The sequence below is a fragment of the Colwellia chukchiensis genome (assembly GCF_002104455.1).
Lineage (GTDB): Bacteria > Pseudomonadota > Gammaproteobacteria > Enterobacterales > Alteromonadaceae > Cognaticolwellia > Cognaticolwellia chukchiensis.
The window spans coordinates 331,204-356,904 of record NZ_NBOC01000001.1; the positions used below are offsets into that span (position 1 = coordinate 331,204).

A 25,701-nucleotide genomic window follows, 5' to 3' on the forward strand; every position below is an offset into this window, starting at 1 on the left:
TTTTTGATGGTAATTAAAGTGTCATAAAGCTGACACTGGCAGAGCTAAAGTCGGCTGTTGCCAAACGTTGTTGATTTATTGGTGATCTGGAAAGAGAGTAGATATTTTTGGAAGTCTTTTTCAGGTAAGGGCTTACTATAAAGGTAACCCTGTAATTGTTCACAGCGTAACCCAGTTAAAAAGCTTAATTGTTGATTGGTTTCAACGCCTTCTGCAACTACTTGCATGCCTAAGTTGTGAGCAATGGTTACTATGGTAGCGACCATGTTTCTGCCTTGTTCAGAACTTTCAATGTCGTCGACAAAAGCTTTGTCAATTTTAAGCGTATTTAGTGGAAATTTTTTCAAGTAGGCAAGCGATGAATAGCCAGTACCAAAATCATCTAAGGATAAGTGAATGCCCATAGCACGAATTTGTAACATGGTCTCTATGGCTTTTTGCGGGGAGTCCATGACAGTACCTTCTGTTATTTCTAACTCAAGATACTTTGCGGCTAGCTTACTTTCTTTAAGTATGTCAGCAATCATGGCAACCAAGTTCGGTTGGGTAAACTGCACAGCCGATAAGTTGACGGCAATGCGTCCTTCAAACAGGCCAGCGTCAACCCACTTCTTGGTAGCAAAACAAGCTTTGCGTAGTACCACTTCACCAATATCAATGATTTGTCCTGTTTCTTCTGAAACGGGTATAAACACAGCAGGGCTAATAATGCCTTTATTTGGCGTCTCAAAGCGTACTAATGCTTCCATTCCGGCAATTTTTCCGGTGGCAATTTCAATCTTAGGTTGATAAAAAACCGAGAAAAAGTCTTCTTTAAGGCCATGTCTAATTAAATTTTCAATTTGCAGTCGCTTCACAGCCGCTTTGTTCATTGAGCCATTATAAAATTGGTATTTATTGCCGCCGGAATGTTTTGCATGGTACATAGCGGTATCACCATTTTTTAGTAGCTCTTGTGGGCTTGCGCCGTCTTCAGGGTAAAGGACGATACCTATACTACTGTAGAGTACAATTTCTTGGTTTTTTATTCTTAATGGGAGTGCAATCGACCCTAATACTTCTTTGGCAATACTGGTAATGGTGTGAATATCGTTGGTATTTTCAATAATTAAACTAAACTCATCACCACCTAAGCGGTAAACTGAGTCTTGGCTTCTACCTAAGGTGCGAATGCGCTGTGCGACTTTACACAGTAATAGGTCACCCGCTTCATGACCGAGTGAGTCATTGACTTTCTTAAAGTTGTCTAAATCAAACACTAATATGGCGTGTTGAATTTTATTTTTAACTAGCTTTTCTTGGTTTGCTTGAAAATAAGAGCGGTTAGGCAAGCCAGTTAAGGTGTCAGTGTTGGCCAGCTTTCGCAGTTCAGCTTCAGTTTGCTTACGTTTAGTAATATCGGAAAATACGCCAACAAAGTGAGATATGTTGCCGTTTTCGTCACGAATGATATCTATATTTAAATCTGTGAGATAAATCGCGCCATTATCACGCATGTTTTCAATTTCACCGTGCCAGTTGCCTTTGGTCACCAAATGTTTTTTAACATTTTGATTGAAGCTGTCAGAGTATTGGTCAAATTTCAGTAAGGTGCCGCGCATTTGCGCTTTGCTTTTACCGGTAATACGCTGAAATGCTTTATTCACATCAACGACAGTAAATTGACGATCGTATATGACAATCGCATCGGAAATGTTTTCAATGCATTTGGCAAAAAGCTTTAAACGCTCGTCTGCCCGTTTAATTTGGCTAATATCTTTTAAGGTACCTGTCATTCGACTAGGGTTATTGTTTTCATCGCGCTCAACTATTTTTCCGCGATCAAGTACCCAGATCCATTTATCGTCTTTATCTTTTACTCTATAGGTTGCTTCAAAATGCTGGCTACTGTCTTCAAAATGTTGGTTTAATGCTGCCCGTACGCGAGGAATATCTTGTTGGTGAATATTAGTTTGATCAGAGCCAACATTGCGCTTGCCATCTTGTGGAAACTCTAAAATTCCCCAAATGTTTGACCGATATATTTTTCCTTTAGTGATGTTCCAATCCCACATTTCATCGCCGCTACCCCATAATGATAGCTTTAGTCGCTCTTCACTGAGTTTGATTTGTAGATGATACAAGCGTTTATGACGCATTTGTTGCAAGATATAGGCAATCAGTAATAGCGCAAAAAGGCTATAAACGAATATGGCGCCGCGTGACAGCCACCAAGGGGGCATTATAGTGATATTTAGTGATTTTATATCGCTTTCTTGCTGATTTTGTAAGTCGTAGGCTTGTACTTCAAAAGTATAATCACCAGCACTTAAGTTAGTATAAGTGGCCCTTAAGTTATTTTTACCTGCATCTATCCATTCTTCTTCCAAACCAATGAGTCGATAGCGGTACTTTAAGAGACTAGGGAGCTTCGCATTAGGTGATATGAACTCTATGCTAAATGGAGATTGCTTATGCTTCAAACTCAGAAAGTTAAGATTATTAGGCGCTTTAGAAAGTGAGAACTTATCGGAGACAACTTCTGAAACGGTAATTTCTTTGTTTGCTATTAGAATATTTGTAATGACGGGTTTAGATAGTCTCTGACTTATGCGCAGTAAATCTTGAGGCGAAAACGCGTGGAAACCATTTACTCCTCCAAAGTAAATGACTTGATTTTGAGATATTAATGAACTGTCACTAATAAACTCATTATCAAAGAGCTTTAAATCGAGATTAAATGACTTGACTAGCTTAGTGTCAGGGTCAATAACGGTGATCCCTTTATTAGTGGAAATCCATGCGAACTCATTGCTATCTACAACGATATCAGCGACAAAGTTATTTGATAGCGAAGACTTCTCGTTAAAAGCTATTAATTCATTGTTTTTTTTGTTTATTAGTAGAACCCCCTCACCTCTAGAGCCTAACCAAATCCAATTAGAAGAAATTGCTAAATTTGAAATGTTACCGAATCTTGATGCAGGTGGGACGTGAGCAATTTCATGAGAGTAGGTGTTTTGTTTGGGGTTAAAGTTTAAAATCTTTTTATCTGTTGATGTAAGCCAAATTAAATTATCGTTGTCTACTTCAAGTGCCGTAAAAGTTAACAAAGCTTCATGAGGATACTTTTTTAAACTGTTGGTATTAAGATCAAATGAAGCTAAGGTTCTCTTTTCATCTAAAAACCAAATACTGTCATTGACTAAAAATAAATTACTGTAATCAATTTCACTTGATGATTGTGACCATACAATATTTTCAGTTAATTGATTATTAATAACATCATAATAGAAAAGCTCACCAGGCTCTGTTTTAAGCCATAAATTATTATTATTGTCACTAAATAAATGTGATATAGGAGTCTGGTTGTTTATCTTTATTTGGGCTGTGTTACCTAATTTATCAATTCTATTAAGTTGACCATTATCAGTAGTAAACCATGTAACTCCACTTGGTGTTTCAGCAAATGCATAAACAGCCTGACCTGTGCTGTTATAATTAAATAATCCATGCGTAATAGCAAGTTGTGTAGGGTTAAAAGTACTTACACCACCGCCATTAGTGCCTAACCATAATTTATTTGCGCTATCCTTATGAATTTTTAAAATGAGGTCAAACGAGAGTGCATTTTTATGCTGCGCACTTTGATAGGAAGTGACTTTATCAGTCAAAATATTGATGCTATTTAAACCGTTGTGTGTACCCAACCAAATTGTCGAGTCGTCAAGTTGGGCTATTGAGCGCACTTTATTTGATAAAATATTTGTTGTTTTATCAACGCCATTTTCAGTGTAATGTTTAACAACTTCATAATCTTGAGAAATTATATAAAGGCCGTTATCCGTTGCGAGCCAATATTGATTATCAATAAACTTTAAATCGAAGAGGGCGCTGGCGTTAAGCTCTAAATTCCATTTGTTTTGTGCGCTTAATGGTACGGCAAATGACATGGTGCTATTGGTTAAAAAGATGCCTTGATCATAAGTACCTAACCAATAATTGCCTTTTTTATCTTGGAAAATGGTTTTAATTTCTTTTAAGGCGTTGTCAAAGCCACGGATCCTAATACGAGCAAAGTTATTGTATTCAGGCTCATATTTATGTAAGCCTTCTTTTGTGGAAACGAGAATATCACCTTGACTATCTTGGTAAATATCCCAAATTTCATTATCTTTTAACGAGCCACTCTCACTGCTTTGATGGTAAAAATTATCAAAGTTATCTAAGCTTTCGTTATAACGGCTAAGCCCATTGTTGGTGCCAACCCAAAGCACACCTTTATCATCTATGAAAAGTTTACGAATAAAGTTATCTGCTATCGAGCCTTTATTGGTGCTGTCATGACGGTAATAGACAAAATTTTTGCCATCAAAGCGGTTCAGGCCATCTTGGGTGGCAATCCAAATAAAGCCGTGTTTATCTTGGGTAATGTCGTAAACATAACTTTGTGACAACCCTTCCGCGATGGAAATACGTTCAAACTTAAGTGGCGGGTGGTTAACTTGGTGTTCAAAGGCAAGTACGGTACTAGAAGGTAACCATAAGATTGCCAGTAGCAGCGCAACGCAGGTTGAAAATAATTTTGTCATTAATTTGTTTTTAAAAGAAAGCAAAAGCACTAACTCAACCTTTTAGAGCAAGCCTTTACCTTAATGTTTTAACTTACTTAGGTAGGCTAGATATTTTTATTATTATAGGATGCAGCACCCATTACAAATGATGTTAAGGGCGAAGTCAATCCTTGATGATTTTGTCTCAGATAATGAGCAAAGCTCACTCGCATCCTCGTTCTTTTTATATCGGCAAGATTAATATTTTCTTTGATATTTTTTTAATAAAACTTCACTGTCATGATGATAGCTAAATTGGTTTTTCATGGCGGCTAATTGTGCTTTATTTTCATAACTGACTAAGGCTAAACAATCATGGGCTTTTTCTGGGCTAAAGTGTTGCTCGATAAATGCGATGACCTCATCAATACTCAGGCCCTCTATGGTGTTGATCAACTCTTGTTTTTGCGTAAAAGATGTATCTTGATTACAAATAGCCGCCCAGTAACGTTGGCTTTTAATACGCAAATTTGTGTCTTTTTCTTGTAGTTGCCCCGACAAGCCTGCTTGTAAATGTTGCCAGTGCTCGTTAGGCAAATTAAGTACATATTGTTTAGCCTCTGCAATAAAGGCAGTCATTGCTTGCTTTAAGGTGCCAGCGTCAGTATGGGGAGATTGAATATAAAATGCGATACCAGGGTAGCGATTAATGGGGATGAAACCGACCCCAACCAAGTAGCCATATTGCTTTTCGGTGCGCATTTGTTGGAAAAAAATTGGTGAAAGTAACTGATTCACTATCATGGTGAGGGCTACAGTGCGTAAGTCTTTGCTTGGCATTGGGTAATAGAGAATCGCAGCATGATCATGAGCAGGTAGCTCAATAGCAATGGTTAATGTGCCTTTTCCTTGGGTATCAAGTGAGGGGATTTTTACTTGATTGGTTGTTGACATTCTGCCGTTAAATACTTGTTTAACGGTGGCAACAATATCGTCAGCAGCAGGTTTTGTCCAATTGCCATGTATAAGCATATCAAGCGATACATTGTTGAACATGCGGGCAATAAAGTTAGTGAACTGTTGTAGATCAACTTGTTCCAGTGCCTGTATTAAACTTTCACTACTTGGGCTCATGGGTTGCATAGTTGCACTAATATGGGCAAAAAGCTGCGATATTGACTTACTGTTTTTCGCATTGTGCCAATGATTAAGCAGCTGCTGCTTAAATAAAGCAAACTTTTGCAGGCTACATTTTGTGTTCATTAGGCTGGCGAGCAATAGCGGTAATAATTGCGCTTGCTTAGTGCTGATACCTGATAGTTTTAGTGTTAAGCCGCTTTGATGTGCATATAGGTGATAATGAATGCCGGCTAATTCGGCATCGTAATGCTGTTCGATAACCGCATCACTATAGATATCGGTAAACAAACGTGTCATGGCAATTGTAGTGACGCTTGCTATCACGGCTGGCGCCTCAATCGATAAATAAATGTAGCCTTTTGGGGTGTTAAAGCTGATATCGTTTTTAAACCATGCAGTAAAACCGTTATGTTGACTAATTTTTTCAGGAGCTGATAGCGGCGTATTGGTATCTTGGTTATCAGCCATTAGTTCGGGTTGTGCAACAATATAGGGGTTTTTCTTTGGTAAGGTGAGCTCGGTTAATTTACCGGGGTTTTGCCATTGCTTAATTTGCTCAGTATCAATATCGATAACAGAATAAGGCACCTGATACCATTTACTGGTATGGCTATGGGATTGAGTCTGTGGATCTTGATTAATAACAATAATACGGACATTGCTGGCCACTAGGTAGCTCAGTAAGTAATCGATGGTGTCTTGTTCTAGCCCGAGCATAATATAGTCACCAAAAATGTAATCTTGCTCTGGGTAGTGTTGCATATTGATGACAAGCTGGCAGGCAGAGTCAAGTGCTGATAGCTTTTCTTGGTAAGTAAATGAAAGCTCAGCTAAGGCTTTTTTCTCATTATAATATTGCTCATTGATAGGAGAGTTTTTCAGTAGCCTTAAATAGCTAAATACGATAGTGACAATGTCGGTAATATGCTGTTGACCTTCGGGTGACAGCGAAATGTTAATATTAAAGTCTTTAAAATTAGAGCCATTAATACCTGAGCCTGCAGTTAAAGCAAAAGCCCACTGTTTGCTTTTTAGCAGTGACAAGATACTACCAGGGCCTTCATGGCCAATAAGGTACGCCAAAATTGACTCAGGTTTTTGCTGGTATAAGTGATCTATACTGGGCATGGCAAAGCTAATGATTAACTGAGGGTCATTTTTTACTGACTGTACCGAAATCCATTTTTGCTGATGTTCTGCATGGTATAAGGGTTGGTTAATTTGTGCTTTTTCAATACCGTTTGATTGAACCTCTGCAAAATGTAATGTGGCTAAGCGGGCTAGTTCAGATAATGACTGTGGTCCCTCAAGCACTAAAGTCATAAAATGTGCTTGATAATGTGTTTGAAAGAATTGGCAAACCTCACTTCGTAAGTTATAGCCGGCTTTATCGGCTAGCGTTTCACTGCTGCCAACGGAAAACTTAGCAAAAGGGTGTGCCTGATTAATGGTTTCTTTATGAACATCATATAGACGTCGAATGTCATCTTTAAGTTTTAGCTTAAATTCGGCGTCAATATTTTTACGCTCTTTGTTGACAAACTCTTCTGATAGCAGAGGTGCGGTGAAAAACTCACCAAAGCGCGCCAGTGCCTTGCCAAAGTGTTGCGAAGCTATATCAAAGAAAAAGCAGGTGTGCTCTGTGGCAGTCCAAGCGTTGTTACTACCGCCATGCTCACTGATAAACTTTTGATATTCGCTACCATCGGGGTAGTTTTCAGAGCCAAGAAATAGCATATGCTCTAAAAAGTGTGCTAGGCCTTGCCTGTGTATAGGATCATCAAAATGACCAACATTTACCGCTAGCGCGGCGGCTGATTTATTTGATTCAGCATTATGCACTAGCAATATTCTTAATCCATTTGCTAGCGTAAGTGTTTGATATTGCTTAGGGTCATTTGGGCTTTTTTTCACTGTCGCTTCCGCAAAATGTAACCAATCACAAGCAAGCGCTATGATTGGCGTATAATTTTTATTATCATGTTAAATTACCTTAAGGAATAAGGTGAGTCCAATTTAATCTTAGTCGCTACTATTAAAATATCTCAATTCCTTTACTATAGCCGCAATTTTTAAGATTTATAATTAAACCCGTGGTATTTAAGGTATTTATGCAAATATTTGTTATGCGTCATGGTCAAGCGCAAATCGCTGCTGCTACTGACGCGCAAAGAGCATTAACGGCAAAAGGCGTTAATGAAGCTATTGCGACAGGTCGATGGTTATCAAAAAATGCAGCACAATTTGATTGTGTTTTTGTTAGTCCGTATTTGCGCGCTCAACAAACAGCCGATGCTGTGATCAGTGAGCTTAGCGGGGTAGGAGAGCGACAATCGTTAAGCATAATTACCCCAGATGATAGTGCGCAAGCTGTGCATGATTATCTTGATGGTGTTTTTGCCGAGCAGTCGTATCAGCGTATCTTAATTGTCTCGCATATGCCGTTAGTTAGTTATTTAGTCGCGCAGTTAACCAGTGATAATACCATGCCGATTTTTGCCACGGCCGCTGTTGCCCAGATAGATTATAATCTGCAATCTATGCAAGGGACGTTCGTTGGTTTAGTGTCTCCAGAAACGATAAGCACTAATGGCTAAGCTAGTGTTTATCACTGCTAATTAGGTGCTAGTCTAGGTTAAACTTATCTTTTAGTTCTACTAATACCAGTAAGGCCCCGTTACCGCCCCATTCTAGAGGTGCTTGGTGAAAAGCCATAACATCAGGGTGTTGCACTAACCAGTGCGGGACTTTGTTTTTCAGTACGCGACTCCCTAAACCATGCACGATACAAACACATTGTGCATGTTCTTTTTCGCAGGCGGCAAGTAGGGCGGCAATTTCACGTTTTGATTGCTGTTGATCTAAGCCGTGTAAATCTAAAATTAAGTCTGGGCGATAATAGCCTCGGCGCAAGTTTTTTGCCGCATAACTGTCAACCCCTTCACGAACATATTGGGTTGGACCTTGGTGATTTAAATTGGGCTCAAACTCATCGGAAAAGTGAAACTCAGCCAAAGCTTTTTTATCTTTTTGTTTGCTGAACTGTGTTTTCTGCTTGCCGGTTCTTTTTGCCGGGTGTACCCTGTCCTGCACCAAAGGCTTTACCTTACCAATGGCGTCTTTAAATAACTTTTTTTCGGCTGCGTTCAGTGCGTCTTTAAACTTCATTGGCGCAGTCTAAAAACATCGACCGGCAATAACAAGCAAAAGTGTAATAAAAAATCAAAACTATGAACGAAAATAAGCCAGAACAGAGCGCAGCAATAATCGATTTTTCCGAGGTGAGTGAGCAATTACATACGGTTGCCGATTATGTACGCTTTGGTGCCAGCCAATTTAACCAAGCAGAGTTGTATTTTGGTCATGGCATCAGTGATGCTTGGCATGAAGCCCTAACCTTAGTCATGCACCAACTTGCCTTACCACAAACTATGGTTGCTGAGTTGATGCAGTGCCGATTAACCTCAAGCGAGCGTTTAGCGATTTTACACTTGTTTCAACGGCGCATTAATGAAGGCATCCCAGCGGCTTATTTAACTAATCAAGCTATGTTTTGTGGTTTACCTTTTTATGTTGATGAACGTGTTTTAGTGCCTCGTTCGCCAATAGGAGAGTTAATTGATAAACGATTTGATGGCTTAATTACTAATACACCTAAACGTATTTTAGATTTATGTACCGGCAGTGGTTGTATTGCCATAGCCTGTGCGGTTGCTTTCCCTGATGCGGAAGTGGATGCTGTTGACCTATCTATTGATGCCCTTAATGTTGCGCAAATAAATATTGAAGGCCACGATTTATCGGCACAAGTTATTCCAATTCAATCTGATGTTTTTTCTGGGGTGGCAGGGCAGCGTTATGATTTAATAGTAACTAACCCCCCTTATGTTGATCAAGAAGATGTTGACGCACTACCGCAAGAGTATTTGCATGAGCCTGAAATGGGGTTAGGCAGTGGCGTTGACGGTTTAGATATTGTAAGACAAATATTAGCGCAGGCGGCGGATCATCTGAATGATGATGGCGTGCTGATTTGTGAGGTGGGTAACTCACAAGTGCATTTAAGTGCAGCCTTTGCCAATGTGCCATTTCAGTGGTTAACATTTGAGTACGGCGGTCATGGCGTGTTTCGCTTAACGAAAGCGCAATTAGTAAAGCATCAACAAGATTTCATGCAATAAAATAATCTGCAACAATATTATTTTATTGCCGATATAAAACACTATTTTTTACGGGTATAGATTTATTATGTCAGGCAATACTTTTGGTAAATTATTTACCGTTACCTCATTTGGCGAAAGCCATGGTTTAGGGTTAGGGGCTATTATTGATGGTTGCCCACCGGGCATGGCGCTTAGTGAAGCAGACTTGCAGCTTGACTTAGACCGACGCCGACCAGGAAAATCTCGCTTTACCACAGCGCGTCGAGAAGCTGATCAAGTGAAAATCATGTCCGGAGTTTTTGAAGGTAAAACCACTGGCACTCCCATTGGTTTGCTGATTGAAAATACCGACCAACGCTCACAAGACTATGGCGATATTGCCAAAACCTTCCGCCCAGGGCATGCCGATTATACCTATTGGCAAAAGTACGGCATTCGCGACTATCGTGGTGGCGGCCGCTCGTCTGCGCGTGAGACCGCAATGCGGGTTGCGGCAGGGGCAATTGCGAAAAAATACTTGAAAGAAAAGTTTGGAATCACAATTCAAGCCTGTGTTAGCCAAATTGGCGCCGTGAGCGCTGAAACATTTGATTGGGATATTGTTGAAGATAATCCATTCTTCTTCCCTGATGCGAATAAGCTTGATCAGTTAGATGAGTTGTTACGTGGCATTATGCGCGAAAAAGACTCGGTTGGTGCAAAGTTAATGGTGGTGGCGAATAATGTACCTGTGGGGTTAGGTGAACCAATCTTTGACCGTTTAGATGCTGATATTGCCCATGCGTTGATGGGCATTAATGCAGTAAAAGCAGTAGAAATTGGTGATGGCTTTGGCGTTGTGGATCAAAAAGGCTCTGAGCACAGAGATGAACTCACGCCAAACGGTTTTGCCTCGAATCATGCTGGTGGTGTTTTAGGGGGCATCTCATCAGGGCAAGCTATTGTAGCTTCTATTGCCCTCAAGCCAACATCGAGTATTGGCGTTAGTGGTAAAACAGTTGACCTGCAAGGCCAGACCGCTGATATCGTGACTAAGGGGCGTCATGATCCTTGCGTTGGTATTCGTGCAGTGCCTATTGCCGAAGCTATGTTAGCGTTAACTTTAATGGACCATTATTTAAGGCATCGTGCGCAAAATATGGATGTTACTTGCCAAACACCTGACATTGAGCGCTAAGACAAGCTAGCTAAAGTGCGCTTTATTGCATTGGAGTAGAATTCGGCGCACAGCAAAGCTCATTATCTTGTCTTATGTTAAATGACAGCCGAGCCTGTTAGGGAACAAAAAAAAGCTAGCCGGCTTCCGACTAGCTTTTTTATTAGCAGTTCAGCGTTAGCAAGTATTATGGCCCTTGTAATCATAGCCACATTAACTGACGCGAATTATTGCTGGTGCTTTATTTGACTTCTTCACCCGCGGCTTGTTTATCGGCATGGTAACTTGAGCGTACCAATGGCCCACAAGCGGCATGTTCAAAGCCCATTTTGTCAGCTTCGCGTTTGAACATGTCAAAGTCGTCTGGGTGCACATAGCGCTCTACTGGTAAGTGGTGTTTACTCGGCTGTAAATATTGACCAATAGTAAGCATAGTCACGCCATGAGCGCGTAAATCGCGCATAACCTGTAGAATTTCTTCGTTAGTTTCGCCTAAGCCAACCATTAAGCCTGATTTAGTCGGCACGTTTGGATTCGCTTCGCCAAACTTTTTCAATAAATCTAACGACCATTGGTAATTAGCCCCCGGACGAGCTTTGGTGTATAAGCGCGGAGCAGTTTCAAGGTTATGGTTAAAAACGTGTGGTGGGTTGGCGTTTAAAATCTCTAACGCGCGATCCATACGGCCGCGAAAATCGGGTACTAAGATTTCCACTTTAGTGTGTGGCGAATGCTCAGCGATTTCAGTAATACAGTCGGCAAACTGCTGTGCACCACCGTCGCGCAAATCGTCACGATCAACCGACGTGATCACTACGTATTTAAGCTTCATATCTTTTAGCGTTAAGGCTAATTTGCGCGGCTCGTCTTTGTCGGCCGCTAATGGTCGGCCATGACCCACATCGCAAAACGGACAACGACGGGTACAAATATCACCTAAGATCATAAAGGTTGCGGTACCGTGATTGAAACATTCTGATAAATTAGGACAAGACGCTTCTTCACACACTGAGTGCAAGTCATGTTTACGCAAGGCGGCTTTGATACTGTCAATACGCTCAGAACTTTTCGGCAACTTAATGCGCAGCCAATTAGGTTTTCTTAGCATGGTTTCGCGCTCAGACGTGACCACTTTGATAGGAATATGCGCCATTTTTTCAGCGTCACGAAGTTTAGTGCCTGGGGTAATGCGTGATGATTTAGTGGTCATGTAATGTGTCCAATCCCGTTTGATAAGATAAATGCTCGGCGTTTAATAATTCACTGAGGTGTTTGATCAGTGAGTCACCAGCTTGACTAACACTGGCTGGGCCGTGTAAGTCGATTGTTTGCACCATTTCTAAACCTTGATATCCGCAAGGATTAATGCGCTGAAATGGTGATAAGTCCATATTGACGTTTAAGGCTAAGCCATGAAATGAGCAGCCTTTGCGCACGCGCAAGCCTAATGAGGCAATTTTTTTATTATCCACATAAACCCCAGGTGCATCAGGTTTTGCACTAGCGGTTATGCCAAAGTCGGCTAGCGCAGCTACGATACCATTTTCAATTAAGGTCACCAGGGCTCTGACGCCCATTTTTCTGCGCCGCAAATTAATCATAAAGTAAATTACTTGCTGACCTGGACCGTGATAGGTGACTTGTCCACCACGGTCTACTTTTACAACCGGAATATCGCCCGGCATCAGTAGGTGCTCATCTTTACCCGCTTGGCCTTGGGTAAATACCGGCGGGTGCTCAACTAGCCATAGCTCGTCCGCGGTATGTTCATTGCGATTATCGGTGAAATTTTGCATAGCATGCCAAACTTCGACATAGTCGAGGTTATTTAGCTGCCGAATAATCAATGTGTTTTTCAATATAAATCTCTTTAAATTCGCCTCGAGTGTATTATATCCAAATAATAACTAGAATACACCGAGCGAGTTATTAAAGTACGTAGCGTACTTGTTCGATGGCATTTAGGGTTTTATATATTTTTTCAATATGTTCTTTGCTGGTTACCGTGACCGCCACAGATACAGAGTGATAGTTTCCTTTCGAGCTGGGTTTAATGGTCGGTGCATAGTCACCTGGGGTATGCTTTTGTAGCTCAGCTACCACTAAATCGGGTAGTTCATCACAAGCAATGCCCATCACTTTAAAATTTAAAACCGTTGGAAAATCCAATAATTCATCAAACTTAGTTTTCATTTATATTCTCTTTATTGATTTAATCGCCAGTAAACCCTGCTACATATTCGCGATTAATCTGTGTGGCAGGAAAAATTGGCGATATTTTAACACCATTTGCTAGTAATGTGATCAGTTGGCGTTAATTTGCTGGCTTTTATTGGCTATAAATGCGGGATGGATTATTTAATATCAATGTTTACTGAATAATTTATTTTTAAGGCGGAGAAAAAACAAACTCAGCCTTGGCTGAGTTTGTTGAAATCGTTAGTTAAATTGCTAGCTTAGTTGCTAAATTGCAGCTTTATGTAATCAAGCAATTTGTTAAATAGGCTACCTTCATTTACCGCTTGCAGCGTGACGAGTGGGTATTGGGCAATATCTTCACCATTTAATTGTAAAAATAATTTGCCAACTACTTCGCCTTTTTGCAAAGGAGCGGTTAGTTGCTTATCTAGTTCGAAGTTTGCTTGTAAATTTTTGCGTTGCCCACGCGGGATGGTAATGGGGGTATCAACCATAATGCCTAAGTCAATTTCTTTACGATCTCCCATCCAAACCCGATCGCTAACAAATTTTTCGCCAGCTTTATATGGGGTGTAAGTTTCAAAAAAGCGAAAGCCGTAATTAAGTAATTTTTTGCTTTCAACTTTACGTTCGCGTTCACTGTTAGTTCCCATCACAACGGCCACTAAGCGCATATCACCCTTTGTCGCCGATGTAACTAAGCTATAACCTGCTTGTGAAGTATGACCGGTTTTTAAACCATCGACGTTCATACTTTTATCCCACAATAAGCTATTGCGATTGTACTGCTTAATATTGTTGTAGGTAAAAGATTTTTGTTTATAAAGCTCGTACTCGTTAGGCACATCGCGAATTAAGGCGATTGCAAGTGTTGCCATATCACGAGCAGTAGTTTTGTGCTCTTTACTGTCTAAACCATGGCTATTCTCAAAAAAGCTACTGTACATACCTAGTTGCTCTGCATGGGCATTCATCATCTGGGCGAAGGCGTCTTCACTACCAGCAATATGCTCAGCCATAGCAACACAGGCATCGTTACCCGAGGCAACAATAATGCCTTGATTCAGTTGCTCAACCGACACTTCAGTGCCGACTTCAATAAACATTTTTGATGAATCAGGGAAGTTTTTGGCCCAGGCTTTTTCACTAATTTTGACTAAATCGTCATTTTTGATATTACCATTAACCAACTCTTTACCTATGATGTAGCTGGTCATCATCTTTGTTAAGCTCGCCGGTGCGAGTAAAATATCGGCATTGCCTTCGGCGATCACCTTTCCAGTGTTGTAATCGACTAAAATATGACCTTTGGCATTGACTTCAGGTGCTGAGGGGATAATCGTTTGAGCGTCAGCAAGCGAACAAACGCTTAATAATATTGAGCCTAAAAGTGTCGCAAGTTTTTTAGATTTTTTCGGCAGTCGGGTAACCTTAATTTGGGGCATAATTGTCCTACAGCGCAATTGTTAAATGGGAATTATAAAAATGCCAACTAGTATAACATTTTTGTTTTCGATTGCTATTGGCCATCAATTTTGTCGTGAGTATCGGCCATTAACCGTTTTTGTTGCAGACGATAATAGCAAGATCTCATGATATTGATAGCGCTCAGGCTATTCTAGTGCGCTTTCTTTACCTATCGAAAACTATCGACGCACAAAGGCTTGTGGATGTCCGTTGCGTTTTAGATCAGATAACAGCGTATTTAATAGCTCTTGATGTTTTATCGGACCCATAAGCACACGAAAGATTCCATTTTTTTCTACTAATTCAGTGCTTATGTGATATTGCGCAGTGAGTTGTTTCGCGAGTTTATCCGCTTGTGTTTGACTAGAGTTAGCAAATACTTGGATAAAGGGGGCGAGTTCAGTGTGGTTAATTGGCGTCGCCAGAGCAGGTGCTTGTGTCGTCTGGTCGAGGGTTGGCAGGTCATTATCGCGCGTAAGTTGTGTGACTTTGGTGGTTTTATTTTCGCGAATTTGAGCTAGCCCTTGGGCACTAAAGTCGGTAATGGCTTTGATTGTAACATTGGCGGTACCGGTTTTTAACATACCAAGCTTATAGGCAGCACTATAGGAAAGATCAATAATGCGGTTTTGATGAAATGGACCACGATCATTTACTCGGACAATAACGCTGCGATCATTGTCGTTATTTGTCACCAACACATAACTTGGTAGTGGTAAGTGTTTGTGAGCGGCACTCATGGCGTACATATCGTAAATTTCACCGTTTGAGGTTAGATGACCGTGAAATTTTTTACCGTACCAAGAAGCAATACCTGATTCTGAGAAGTTTTCTGCCGATGCTAAAACCTGATAATGTTGACCAAATACTTGATAAGGTTTGTTGCCGCCGCGACTAGGGGCTTCGGCACGCGGGGTGGCATCATGTAGCTCACTGGCACTAGGTAAACGGCTAGGTATGCTGTCATGCTTTTGTTGATAACGACTAGAAGTGGTGCTGCAGGCACTAATAAAAGTCAGCAGCATGCCAAGGGAAAACAGCAGTGAAAGGTTGAGCTTTGCCATAAATATCAATTATCTTACTTCTTGTCAGTGCTAGACATGGAAACGCCTATGAGTACTTATTGCCATTAGCATGCCAAATCCGGCCATTAATGTCACCATAGATGTACCGCCATAACTCACTAATGGTAGCGGTACGCCAACCACAGGTAATAAGCCTGAAACCATACCTATGTTAACAAAAACATAGACAAAAAAGGTGAGAGTTAAACTACCAGCCAATAACTTAGTAAAGGCATGTTGGGCATGAACGGCAATCCATAAGCCACGCATCACTATGGCGAGATAAACGGTAAGTAGCATGCTGACACCGATCAAACCAAATTCTTCACTAAAAACCGCAAAAATAAAGTCGGTATGGCGCTCTGGTAAAAACTCAAGTTGTGACTGGGTACCTTGTAACCAGCCTTTGCCATGAATACCTCCAGAGCCAATAGCGATTTTAGATTGAATAATATGATAGCCTGCGCCGAGGGGATCTTGCTCCGGGTTTAAAAAGGTTAGCACGCGCTGTTTTTGATAGGGTTTCATTAAAAACATCCATAACACTGGGGCAAAAGCCGAAGCTATGCCTACGCATGTGCCTATCAATTTCCAGCTCGCTCCTGCCAAAAAAATAACAAAAATACCGGAGCTGGCGATTAATAGCGAGGTGCCTAAGTCGGGTTGTTTTGCGATCAAAAGCGTTGGCATTAATACCAAAATAAAAGCGATGATAATTCTTGATATTTTGGTGGGTAAGTCATACTGACTAACATACCAAGCGATCATAATAGGAACCACAAGTTTCATGATTTCAGACGGTTGAAATTTAGTGATACCAAGATCTAACCAGCGCTGAGCACCTTTACCCACATGACCAAACAGCAAAACGGCAATTAATAATAACAAGCCTAAGATAAAAACCGGTACCGCCCATTTTCGATAGGATAAGGGAGGAAATTGTGCCACGAGTAGCATAACCAATAGCGCGACCCCAACCCGTTTAGCATGGCGTATTAATACCGCAGTGTCTTGTCCGCCGGCGCTGTAAACCACAAATAGGCCTAAGGTCAGCAAGGTTAAAATGCCGATAAGTAATGGTAAGTCAATATGCAAGCGTTGCCATAATGTACGTTGGCGTTGTTGATCATGTCCAGTATTTCGCACTAACGTGTACCTGCGGTTGTGGTGATGTTTTGTTGATATATATTACTATGCAGTGGGTGCTTGTTTTTATCGCTACTGATAATTTTTCGGTCACCAAAGTATTGATCCATAATTTGCCGTGCAACTGGTGCTGCGTTGCTAGCACCACCGCCTTTGGCGACGTTTTCAATGGCAACCGCGATAACAATTTCAGGATTTTCAAAGGGAGCAAAGGCAATAAACATGGCGTTATCTCGTTGGTTTTCTTGTACTTTTGTCGCGTCGTATTTTTCGTCTTGGCCAATATTCGCTGTTTGTGCTGAGCCTGTTTTTCCCGCCGCGTCATAGGTACTGCCTTTAAAGGCGTTGTAACCTGTAGCCCCAACTTTTTGTACTGTGTTGTGCAAGGCATCTAAAACAAGTTGCCAATTTTCAGGGTTTTGCAGGGTAATGGGGGGCTTTTCATCCACCTCATACTCAGTGACGACCGTTTTAGCCGCCCCGCTTGCATCTTCACTAGACCTAGCCTCACTACTGGCCTTTAAAAAGTGTGGTACTTTAATCTTGCCTCGGTTCACTAAAATGGATACGGCTTGAGCTAACTGCAGTGGCGTTACTGTCCAATAGCTTTGACCAATACCAACCGATAAGGTTTCGCCGGTATACCAGCTCTGATTATAGCGGGCTCTTTTCCACTCTATGCTAGGCATAATGGCGCGGCTTTCTTCATGAATATCGATTCCGGTATAGTCACCAAAGCCAAATTTTTCCATCATTTGGCTAATACGCGTAATACCGAGTTTGTAGGCTAAGTCGTAATAATAAACATTACAAGATTGCTCTAACGACTTGGTTAAGTTGACCTTGCCATGGCCCCAACGTTTCCAATCGCGGCGTTTGGTCTCTATGCCGGGCAACTGATAAAACCCTGGATCATAAATTTCGGTTTCAGCAGTGATTAAACCGGCTTCAAGGCCGGTAATAGCCAGCAAAGGCTTGATGGTAGAGGCAGGTGGGTAGCCTTGCACCGCTCGGTTAAGTAGTGGTTTGTTGCTGCTAGGGGCTAACAATTTTTTGTATTTTTTACTGCTAATGCCATGTACAAATAGGTTGCCATCAAAGCTAGGGTTTGAGTACATCGCCAATACGCCACCGTCGCGTGGATCTATAGCAACCACAGCACCGCGTTTACCTGATAACGCACGTTTAGCCACCATTTGCAGTTCAATATCTAGGGTTAGGGTCAGATCTTTGCCTGGAATAGGGGGCGTGAAGTCTAAGGTACGAATAATGCGACCTTGGTTGTTTATTTCCACTTCTTGGTGACCTATGGTGCCGTGCAAAATATCTTGGTAATACTTTTCTAGCCCCAACTTGCCAATATTGCGTGTTGCCGCGTAGTTTTCTGCTAAACCTTGTTTTTCTAATTGTTGAGAGTCTTTGCGGTTAATGCGCGCCACATAACCGAGTGAGTGCGTGGTTAAGTCAGCAAATGGGTAATAGCGCTTTAGGCGCGCATCAATAAAAAAGCCCGGAAACTTATGCTGATTGACGGAAAATAATGACACTTGTTGTTCACTTAAACGTGAATACAGCTCAATAGGCTTAAAGCGACGTTTGCTCTTTAAGGCCTTTAATAATTTATCTTGTTTTTCTTGGCTGATCTCTAAAAGCGCACTGACTTCGGCCAGTTGCTTGTTAATGTCGTCAACTTGTTCGGGGATCACTTCTAAACTATAGACAGGGGTATTATCGGCAAGTAAAACACCATTGCGATCATAAATAAGACCGCGATTTGGCGCCACCGGCAACAGTTTGATGCGATTGGAGTTCGAACGCGTTTGATACTTATCGTAAGAGTTGACCTCAAGGTCATAGATGTTACTAAATAACACTAAGCACAGTACAACAACACTAATGAAAGTGATAAAGGCACGGCGGGCAAATAAATTGGCTTCGGCGCTATGATCTCTAATGGCAACGCGTTTTTTCCGGGCCATGGTTTATTCTCTATGGTAAGGATGGTTATTATTGACCGACCAAGCGCGATAGAGGCTTTCGGCAACCACAATGCGCACCATAGGATGTGGCAATGTTAAAGGTGACAATGACCATTTTTGTTCTGCCGCTTGAATACAGGCAGGTGCGAGTCCTTCAGGACCACCAACGAGTAAGGCGACGTCTCGGCTATCTAGGTGCCAACGATTAAGCTGTTTAGCTAGCTCTGGTGTAGTCCAAGGTTTGCCGGTAACTTCTAAGCTCACAATACGGTTGCCCTTAGGAATAGCCGCCAGCATTTGTTCGCCTTCTTTTTCTAAAATGCGGGTAATATCGGCATTTTTGCCGCGCTTTCCAGGCGTGATCTCAACTAAATGAAAACTCATATCACGCGGGAATCGTCGACAATATTCGTTAAACCCTTGAGTCACCCAAGACGGCATCTTATTACCAACGGCATATAAGGTAATGCGCATGGTCTTTTATATTATTCCCAAAGTTGCTCAAGTTGATATTGATCGCGGGTATCGTCAGTCATAATGTGGACGATGATGTCACCTAAATCCACTAAAGACCATTCGCCAATATCATTGCCTTCAACGCCTAATGCTTCAACACCAGCAGCGCGGCATTCAATGACCAGTGATTGGGCAATTGATATAACGTGACGCTTTGAATTGCCTGAGCAAACTAGCATGTAATCAGCGAAGCTTGATTTTTTTGCCACGTCTAAGGTAACAAGATCTCGGCCTTTCATGTCTTCAATTTTTTCGGTAACAAAAGTAAGTAAGTCTGAACTTTGCAATGTAGGATCTCTGTAATGAATAATAATCGGCGATAATAGCATTAATTTGCTGCGCCGTTAACCATCTCGCCAAGCAATCGGTGCTTTTTCATGGTTGCTGAACATTCTGCAGCGTCTGAAGCCAAACGAACCGTCACAACGCCGTTTGCAACAAGAACCTAAGGCTAAGTGTTTTTGGATGTCGTCAAGTCAGTAGAACGCCGTTTAGTATTGATAAGCGCGAGCCCAGCTAGGCTTAGCAGCTTAGCTTAACGATAGAGTTTATGTTGTTCTATGTAGTGATAAACCGCATCTGGCAGGTAATGGCGATAAGGTAAACCGGCTTTGATTTTTGCTCTGATCTCGGTGGAAGAAATATCAACCGCTTGACATTCATGTAAAATGATTTGGCCACAGCGTTGCGCTTTTAGTTGTGATAAATCATCAACCAGGCGCTGACTAAGTGTTTGTGGTAGCTGTTCAGTAAGTGCTTGGTGCGAGTAACCTGGGCGAATATTGACCACGATATTGCATAAGCTTAAAATTTCCTGCCACTTGTGCCAAGAGGTAAAAGACAGTAGCGAGTCCATGCCCATAATAAAGTAAAAATCAACCGCCTGATGTTCAGCGTTAAGTTCATGCAAGGTATCTAAGGTAAAAGATGCTTGGTTGCGCTTGAGCTCGCGACTATCTAAGGAAAATATGGGGTTATTGTTACACACTAGCGCGACCATGTCGGCGCGTTGTTGTGCGCTGGCATGGGTGCCGGCTTTGTGCGGCGGAATATGGGCAGGAATTAAATGCAGCTGTTCTGCTCCTAACCACAGTGCAGTTTCCTGAGCTGGTAGGGTGTGACCAAAATGAATCGGGTCAAATGTGCCGCCCAGTAAAGCGATGACTGGGCGTAAGTGCTGCTGAGCTTTATTCATAATCTAAACTAAAGTTTGCGCTTAGCTGGGAATGAAACAAGCTGATCAAAACATCGCTTAGCAGTATATGTTGATTAAAGTCGCTGCTGGTTTTACTGAGTAAGTCAACTTGGGCAAGTCGCGCTAACGCTTGCTCGGCATTGGTTAAGCTAATGTTATTGAGGGCCTGTTGATATAACGGCTTTTTTTTATCCCAAATCCGAAATTGTTTAAAAATTTCTTGTTGACTACGGCCTTGATGTTGCAAGGTGAGCATTTGGTAAAGTTGGCTGATTTCTTTCTGGATAAACCAGACTAATGAAGCGAAAGTACTGCCGTCATGTTGCATTTGACCTAGCATAGAGAGGCATTTTTTTAAGTCGCCCACTAATAAGGTGTCAGTTAACTGGAACGGGTTAAACTTTGCCTGATTGATCACCAGCAACTCAACGTCTGCTATGGTGATGGTTTGCTGACCATATAAAATGGCTAGCTTTTGCAACTCTTGCGCTAAGGCAGACAAGTTACCGGCAAACAGCTCAGTTAATAATTCGATAACTTCGTTAGTTAAGTTAAGTTGTAAAGCTCGGGCTTGCTTGATTAGCCACTGACTAAACTGTTTGCCTTCAATATCATAAATAGGCAAAAAGCAGCCTTGGGCGGCTAATGACTTAAACCATTTGCGATTTTGACTCGCCGCGTCAAGTTTAGGGCCGTGCATTATCAGTTGTACGTCTTGGTGTAGTTGGCTCAGTATTTGAGCCAAGGCTTGAACACCCGCATCAGCTATTTTGTTACTGGTAAGCTCGACTTCTATGATACGCAGCGAAGAAAACAAGCTCATCGCGGCGTATTCTTGGCATAAGGTTTGCCAATTAAATTTATCATCAACACTAAAGCGCACGATTTCGGCAAAGCCTTGGTGTTTGGCATGGGATTTTATTTGCGCTAACGCGTCTTGTTTTTGCCAAGGCTCATCACCAAACACCAACCAAATTGGCTGAAAGCCTTGTTTAAGGGTTTGTGCAAGTTGGTTATGATAAATGCGCATGTTAAGAACCTAAAGCTGGATGCTGGCCATATCACGTAAAATTTTATTTGCCGCTTCTTGGCGCATTTCTCGTAACATTAATGACAGCTCGCGACTCTTAGCTAGTGCAATATCGGGGTCATCTTGGTAATCCCGATTCAGCTCAAAACTAAAATACTGTACGTCTTGCTCAGGTAATAAAATTTGGTAGCGTACCGTATAAATTAGTTCGTATTCAGCCACTTGACCATTAGGGAACACCGACAGTGTTCGGCGATCTAAATTGTCTTGTAAAATGCGCATTTGCGGTATTGCTTTGCTACTGCGTTGCACCAAATTTACATCATTAATGGTTAAGTGTTGTTTGACTATCCGAGTAAGTTCACCGTAGGGATCAACTGAGCTAAAACTCATGGTTTGTAACTCAGGGGCGAGCAGGTAATTGCCTCGCAGCGCAAAACCACAACCGGTTAACAGCATTACTAAAACGCTAACGGTTAGCGGCTTGCGAATCTGGCGAATGAGTACTGGCATCATAAGGTGCTCACTTGTAGGTAAAAAATTATAATGGCCGTTGCCGGCCTACGATGTTTTCGCGAATAAGTATCAATATTATGGCCAACTTGTAGGTTGCCGCTGCTCATTGTCGAAGCAGCGGCAGGACACTTAATTAGCAACAATATTTAATAGTTTACCCGGTACATAAATAACTTTGCGCACGGTTTTGCCGTCAATAAACTTGCTGACATTTTCATCGCTAAAGCCGGTTGCTTCTACTGACTCTTTTGTAGCATCGGCAGCAACAGTGATTTTAGCGCGCAACTTACCATTAACCTGCACAATAATCAGTTTTTCATCTTCGATTAAGGCACTGTCATCTACGGTTGGCCATGCGCTGTTTTCTACCGGCTGACCATCACCAATGATTTGCCATAAGTGGTGACTTAAATGCGGCACGATAGGTGTTAACATTAACACCATAGCGCGAATGGCTTCATGCATTACTGCGCGGTCTTCAGTACTGTCCATGGCGGCTTTACTTAAGTGGTTCATTAGCTCCATGATAGCGGCGATAGCGGTATTAAAAGTATTGCGTCGACCAATATCATCACTGACTTTAGCAATGGTTTTGTGCAGCTCACGGCGCAAGGCCTTTTGCTCACGATTAAGGCTAACTTCGGCAAAGTTGGCTTGGCTTTGAGGTACGTCGCCGGTTTGGGTAAAGTCGTAAACTAATTTCCAAACCCGTTTTAAGAATCGATGCGCCCCTTCTACACCTGAGTCAGACCACTCTAGTGTTTGCTCTGGTGGAGAAGTAAACATAATGAATAAACGTACCGTGTCAGCGCCGTAAAGTTCAATTACCTCTTGTGGGTCAATACCGTTATTTTTCGACTTTGACATTTTGCTCATGCCGGCGGAAATAACCGGTTTGCCATCAAGCTTACTGGTGGCTTTAATAACTTGCCCTTTTTCATTACGCTCAACATCAACATCGGTTGGCGCTATCCATTCTTGGCCGCCATTGTCAGCTTCGCGATAATAAGTATCGGCTAAGACCATGCCTTGACATAATAAGCTTTTAAAAGGTTCGTTAGACTCAACTAAGCCTACGTCACGCAGCAACTTATGGAAAAAACGTGCGTACAATAAATGTAAGATAGCGTGTTCGATGCCGCCAATGTATTGATCTACGGGCAACCAATAGTTTGCTTTAGCGGGATCTAACATTTGTGTGTCGTCGTTGGGCGAACAATAACGGGCGTAATACCAAGAGGACTCCATAAAGGTATCAAAGGTGTCGGTTTCGCGAAACGCTTCTTGACCTTGGTAGCTGGTTTTCGCCCACTGTTCATCATCTTTGATGGGTGAGGTAACACCATCCATAACCACATCTTCGGGTAATTCAACGGGTAACTGATCCGCGGGTACAGGTACTGATTCACCATTGGCAAGGTGCAACATAGGAATAGGTGCGCCCCAATAACGCTGACGCGAAACGCCCCAGTCTCGCAAACGATAGTTGACTTTTATCTTACCTTTGTTTTCGCTGATCAGCTTATCGGCTATGGCTTTAAAGGCGGCGTCAAAGTCTAAACCGTCAAACTCGCCGGAATTCATTAAAACATTTTTTTCGGTAATGGCAGCGCGACTAATGTCGTCGTCTTCACCACCAACAATTACTTGCTTAATTTCTAAACCGTATTTTTGGGCAAATTCCCAATCCCGTTGATCATGCCCTGGTACTGACATTACCGCACCTGAGCCGTAATCCATTAAAACAAAGTTGGCGGCCCACACGGGAACGACGTCACCACTAATGGGGTGAATAGCTTTTAAGCCAGTATCAACGCCTTTTTTCTCCATGGTGGCCATATCGGCTTCTGTGGCTTTGTTATTTTTACAATCTTGAATAAAGGCCGCTAGTTCAGGGTTGTTTTTCGCGGCAGCTAGCGCTAACGGGTGCTGGGCAGCAAGTGCCACATATGTGACACCCATTAAGGTGTCTGGGCGTGTGGTATAAATATCAAAACTGTCATTTGCGTCGGCAATTTTAAAGGTCATTTCGACCCCTTCCGAGCGACCAATCCAGTTACGCTGCATAGTTTTAACTTGCTCAGGCCAATCGGTTAATTGGTCTAAGTCGTTAATCAACTCTTCGGCGTAATCAGTAATTTTTATAAACCATTGTGGAATTTCTTTGCGTTCGACTAAAGCACCTGAGCGCCATCCACGACCGTCAATCACTTGCTCGTTTGCTAACACGGTTTGATCCACCGGATCCCAATTAACCGTGGCGTTTTTCTTATAAACTAAGCCTTTTTCATAAAGTTGCGTGAAAAACCACTGTTCCCAACGATAATAGTCTTTTTTACAGGTTGCTAATTCACGGCTCCAGTCGTAGCCAAAGCCCAACGACTTTAGCTGTTTGCGCATGTAGTCTATGTTTTGATAGGTCCATTTAGCTGGCGCTGAGTTATTTTTAATCGCGGCATTTTCTGCCGGCAAACCAAAGGCATCCCAGCCCATAGGTTGCATAACATTTTTACCTTGCATTCGTTGGTAACGAGAAATGACATCACCTAGGCTGTAGTTACGCACATGACCCATATGAAGACGACCACTGGGATAAGGAAACATCGCCAAGCAATAAAACTTTTCTTTTTCAGGAAGTTCTTCAGCTTTAAAGGTGTTGTTATCAGTCCAAAATTTCTGAACGTCGGCTTCAATTGATTGGGGATTGTAAGTGGATTCCATTAAGATTTCTCAAACACGCTTAAATAGGGGCTTTAGCTAACTTTTTCGGCAAATTAAATGAGATAGAATTTGTTATTTTATATGTAAGCTGAAGCGATAAAAATAATCCCGATAGGATACCTTATCTCTGACCTTGGCGACAAGTTAAAGCCAGTTAAAGTGGCAATTTTTTCTCGATATCACAGCAAGTGCCGGCAAATGTTGATAATGTAACAATAATCTAGCACTTGAGATAATGTTCGATAGGCTATAGTTAAACAATATCAAGGCTCGTTTTTAGGTTTTGGAGGCGCTATGAATAAATCAACCTCTCGCATTCAACAAGTTTATCAACAATTGCATGATTGGCTTGAAGATACCCAAGCGCATGAAATTCGCTCTGTGGTGGAGTTAATCGAGCAAGCAAAAGCCTATGCGGTAGCTGCTGAACAAATACCGGCACAAAAGTTACAACAGTTTATGGCGAACCTGAAATATGACTTAAGTGATTTTTATCAACAATATCAGGCCGATATAAAACACTCGCTCTACTTAGAAGTATTAAATGAAAGCTTATGGGCGAGTTTGTCGCAGATCACGGATAGATCACAAGTAGAGTGGTCCGAACTAATGGATGATTTTCAGCACCAAGACGGTTACCATGTTGGTGATTATGTCGGTTTTGGCCAATTGCAGTGTCAAAACTGTCAACACAATATCAGTTATTACCATGCCAGTGTGGTTGCTGAGTGCATAGCCTGTGGTGGTAAAGACTTTTATCGCTTAAGCTTAACCCCCTAAAAACGTGGCGTATTAGCTATTGTTTTACACTACTTTGCTGCGATTGCTTTTATCGATAGCGTTAATCGCAGCAGCAAATAGATACAGCACCCCAACA

At 41.8% G+C, this 25,701-nt stretch carries 20 protein-coding genes; 4 read left to right on the top strand and 16 right to left on the bottom strand.

Annotation, left to right across the window (positions count from 1 at the left end; all coding sequences use genetic code 11):
• Positions 1–44 precede the first annotated feature (44 nt).
• The gene (locus B6K83_RS01545; RefSeq protein ID WP_139175485.1) at positions 45–4,571 is read right to left on the bottom strand and encodes an EAL domain-containing protein; all 4,527 of its coding nucleotides are present in this window, start codon (positions 4,569–4,571) and stop codon (positions 45–47) included.
• Between the two features lie 219 nt (positions 4,572–4,790).
• Positions 4,791–7,586, bottom strand: coding sequence for an insulinase family protein (locus tag B6K83_RS01550; RefSeq protein ID WP_085282557.1), 2,796 nt, complete (start codon positions 7,584–7,586; stop codon positions 4,791–4,793).
• 197 nt (positions 7,587–7,783) lie between these two features.
• Between B6K83_RS01550 and sixA the strand changes: the two genes are divergently transcribed.
• A complete protein-coding gene (sixA, locus tag B6K83_RS01555) occupies positions 7,784–8,269 on the top strand; it encodes a phosphohistidine phosphatase SixA (RefSeq protein ID WP_085282559.1) in 486 nt (161 codons plus the stop codon).
• 28 nt (positions 8,270–8,297) lie between these two features.
• On the opposite strand, the gene smrB is transcribed toward sixA, so the two are convergent.
• Complete coding sequence (gene smrB / locus B6K83_RS01560; protein ID WP_085282561.1) at positions 8,298–8,840, bottom strand: endonuclease SmrB; 543 nt, start codon at positions 8,838–8,840, stop codon at positions 8,298–8,300.
• A gap of 62 nt (positions 8,841–8,902) precedes the next feature.
• Between smrB and prmB the strand changes: the two genes are divergently transcribed.
• Together prmB and aroC are read left to right on the top strand one after the other, a co-directional pair.
• A complete protein-coding gene (gene prmB / locus B6K83_RS01565) occupies positions 8,903–9,853 on the top strand; it encodes a 50S ribosomal protein L3 N(5)-glutamine methyltransferase (RefSeq protein WP_085282563.1) in 951 nt (316 codons plus the stop codon).
• A gap of 67 nt (positions 9,854–9,920) precedes the next feature.
• A complete protein-coding gene (gene aroC, locus B6K83_RS01570; protein WP_085282565.1) occupies positions 9,921–11,012 on the top strand; it encodes a chorismate synthase in 1,092 nt (363 codons plus the stop codon).
• A 220-nt stretch (positions 11,013–11,232) separates the two neighbouring features.
• Here the strand turns inward: aroC and lipA are convergent, their stop codons facing one another.
• The 13 genes from lipA to leuS all read right to left on the bottom strand — a co-directional run bounded on the left by lipA (position 11,233) and on the right by leuS (position 24,824).
• Complete coding sequence (lipA, locus tag B6K83_RS01575; RefSeq protein WP_085282567.1) at positions 11,233–12,201, bottom strand: lipoyl synthase; 969 nt, start codon at positions 12,199–12,201, stop codon at positions 11,233–11,235.
• The gene (gene lipB, locus B6K83_RS01580; RefSeq protein WP_175474803.1) at positions 12,191–12,850 is read right to left on the bottom strand and encodes a lipoyl(octanoyl) transferase LipB; all 660 of its coding nucleotides are present in this window, start codon (positions 12,848–12,850) and stop codon (positions 12,191–12,193) included. Before lipB ends, lipA begins: the two co-directional genes overlap by 11 nt.
• A gap of 70 nt (positions 12,851–12,920) precedes the next feature.
• Entirely contained in the window at positions 12,921–13,184 is a 264-nt protein-coding gene (gene ybeD, locus B6K83_RS01585; protein WP_085282571.1) for a DUF493 family protein YbeD, read from the bottom strand.
• Between the two features lie 263 nt (positions 13,185–13,447).
• Positions 13,448–14,635 carry a serine hydrolase gene (locus B6K83_RS01590; RefSeq protein WP_085282573.1) on the bottom strand — a complete coding sequence of 396 codons (1,188 nt, stop codon included), beginning with the start codon at positions 14,633–14,635 and terminating at the stop codon, positions 13,448–13,450.
• Between the two features lie 201 nt (positions 14,636–14,836).
• On the bottom strand, positions 14,837–15,721 hold the full coding sequence (locus tag B6K83_RS01595) for a septal ring lytic transglycosylase RlpA family protein (protein WP_085282575.1): 885 nt from the start codon (positions 15,719–15,721) through the stop codon (positions 14,837–14,839).
• A 30-nt stretch (positions 15,722–15,751) separates the two neighbouring features.
• Positions 15,752–16,867 (bottom strand): rod shape-determining protein RodA, encoded by a 1,116-nt coding sequence (rodA, locus tag B6K83_RS01600; protein ID WP_085282578.1) that lies wholly within the window; start codon positions 16,865–16,867, stop codon positions 15,752–15,754.
• Positions 16,867–18,846 (bottom strand): penicillin-binding protein 2, encoded by a 1,980-nt coding sequence (gene mrdA / locus B6K83_RS01605; RefSeq protein WP_085282580.1) that lies wholly within the window; start codon positions 18,844–18,846, stop codon positions 16,867–16,869. The genes rodA and mrdA overlap by 1 nt, the downstream gene beginning before the upstream one ends.
• Before the next feature lie 3 nt (positions 18,847–18,849).
• The gene (rlmH, locus tag B6K83_RS01610; RefSeq protein ID WP_085282582.1) at positions 18,850–19,320 is read right to left on the bottom strand and encodes a 23S rRNA (pseudouridine(1915)-N(3))-methyltransferase RlmH; all 471 of its coding nucleotides are present in this window, start codon (positions 19,318–19,320) and stop codon (positions 18,850–18,852) included.
• 11 nt (positions 19,321–19,331) lie between these two features.
• A complete protein-coding gene (gene rsfS / locus B6K83_RS01615; protein ID WP_085283273.1) occupies positions 19,332–19,649 on the bottom strand; it encodes a ribosome silencing factor in 318 nt (105 codons plus the stop codon).
• A gap of 248 nt (positions 19,650–19,897) precedes the next feature.
• A complete protein-coding gene (nadD, locus tag B6K83_RS01620) occupies positions 19,898–20,557 on the bottom strand; it encodes a nicotinate-nucleotide adenylyltransferase (protein ID WP_085282584.1) in 660 nt (219 codons plus the stop codon).
• Positions 20,550–21,587: a DNA polymerase III subunit delta gene (gene holA, locus B6K83_RS01625; protein WP_085282586.1), complete on the bottom strand. Its 1,038-nt coding sequence runs from the start codon at positions 21,585–21,587 to the stop codon at positions 20,550–20,552. Before holA ends, nadD begins: the two co-directional genes overlap by 8 nt.
• Positions 21,588–21,596: 9 nt before the next feature.
• Positions 21,597–22,103, bottom strand: coding sequence for an LPS-assembly lipoprotein LptE (locus B6K83_RS01630; RefSeq protein WP_233143772.1), 507 nt, complete (start codon positions 22,101–22,103; stop codon positions 21,597–21,599).
• A gap of 129 nt (positions 22,104–22,232) precedes the next feature.
• On the bottom strand, positions 22,233–24,824 hold the full coding sequence (leuS, locus tag B6K83_RS01635; RefSeq protein WP_085282590.1) for a leucine--tRNA ligase: 2,592 nt from the start codon (positions 24,822–24,824) through the stop codon (positions 22,233–22,235).
• A 294-nt stretch (positions 24,825–25,118) separates the two neighbouring features.
• On the opposite strand from leuS, the gene B6K83_RS01640 reads away from it, so the two are divergent.
• Positions 25,119–25,604, top strand: a complete 486-nt coding sequence (locus tag B6K83_RS01640) for a zinc ribbon-containing protein (RefSeq protein ID WP_085282592.1) — start codon at positions 25,119–25,121, stop codon at positions 25,602–25,604.
• Positions 25,605–25,701: the final 97 nt, after the last annotated feature.

What these genes read in the sequence shown, in the direction of transcription:
- B6K83_RS01590 (WP_085282573.1), bottom strand. Translation starts at nt 14,635, where the DNA reads ATGCCCCAAATTAAGGTTACCCGACTGCCGAAAAAATCTAAAAAACTT.
- leuS (WP_085282590.1), bottom strand. Translation starts at nt 24,824, where the DNA reads ATGGAATCCACTTACAATCCCCAATCAATTGAAGCCGACGTTCAGAAA.
- B6K83_RS01595 (WP_085282575.1), bottom strand. Translation starts at nt 15,721, where the DNA reads ATGGCAAAGCTCAACCTTTCACTGCTGTTTTCCCTTGGCATGCTGCTG.
- smrB (WP_085282561.1), bottom strand. Translation starts at nt 8,840, where the DNA reads ATGAAGTTTAAAGACGCACTGAACGCAGCCGAAAAAAAGTTATTTAAA.
- B6K83_RS01630 (WP_233143772.1), bottom strand. Translation starts at nt 22,103, where the DNA reads ATGATGCCAGTACTCATTCGCCAGATTCGCAAGCCGCTAACCGTTAGC.
- nadD (WP_085282584.1), bottom strand. Translation starts at nt 20,557, where the DNA reads ATGAATAAAGCTCAGCAGCACTTACGCCCAGTCATCGCTTTACTGGGC.
- B6K83_RS01640 (WP_085282592.1), top strand. Translation starts at nt 25,119, where the DNA reads ATGAATAAATCAACCTCTCGCATTCAACAAGTTTATCAACAATTGCAT.
- sixA (WP_085282559.1), top strand. Translation starts at nt 7,784, where the DNA reads ATGCAAATATTTGTTATGCGTCATGGTCAAGCGCAAATCGCTGCTGCT.
- ybeD (WP_085282571.1), bottom strand. Translation starts at nt 13,184, where the DNA reads ATGAAAACTAAGTTTGATGAATTATTGGATTTTCCAACGGTTTTAAAT.
- holA (WP_085282586.1), bottom strand. Translation starts at nt 21,587, where the DNA reads ATGCGCATTTATCATAACCAACTTGCACAAACCCTTAAACAAGGCTTT.
- rlmH (WP_085282582.1), bottom strand. Translation starts at nt 19,320, where the DNA reads ATGCGCATTACCTTATATGCCGTTGGTAATAAGATGCCGTCTTGGGTG.
- prmB (WP_085282563.1), top strand. Translation starts at nt 8,903, where the DNA reads ATGAACGAAAATAAGCCAGAACAGAGCGCAGCAATAATCGATTTTTCC.
- mrdA (WP_085282580.1), bottom strand. Translation starts at nt 18,846, where the DNA reads ATGGCCCGGAAAAAACGCGTTGCCATTAGAGATCATAGCGCCGAAGCC.
- lipA (WP_085282567.1), bottom strand. Translation starts at nt 12,201, where the DNA reads ATGACCACTAAATCATCACGCATTACCCCAGGCACTAAACTTCGTGAC.
- aroC (WP_085282565.1), top strand. Translation starts at nt 9,921, where the DNA reads ATGTCAGGCAATACTTTTGGTAAATTATTTACCGTTACCTCATTTGGC.
- B6K83_RS01545 (WP_139175485.1), bottom strand. Translation starts at nt 4,571, where the DNA reads ATGACAAAATTATTTTCAACCTGCGTTGCGCTGCTACTGGCAATCTTA.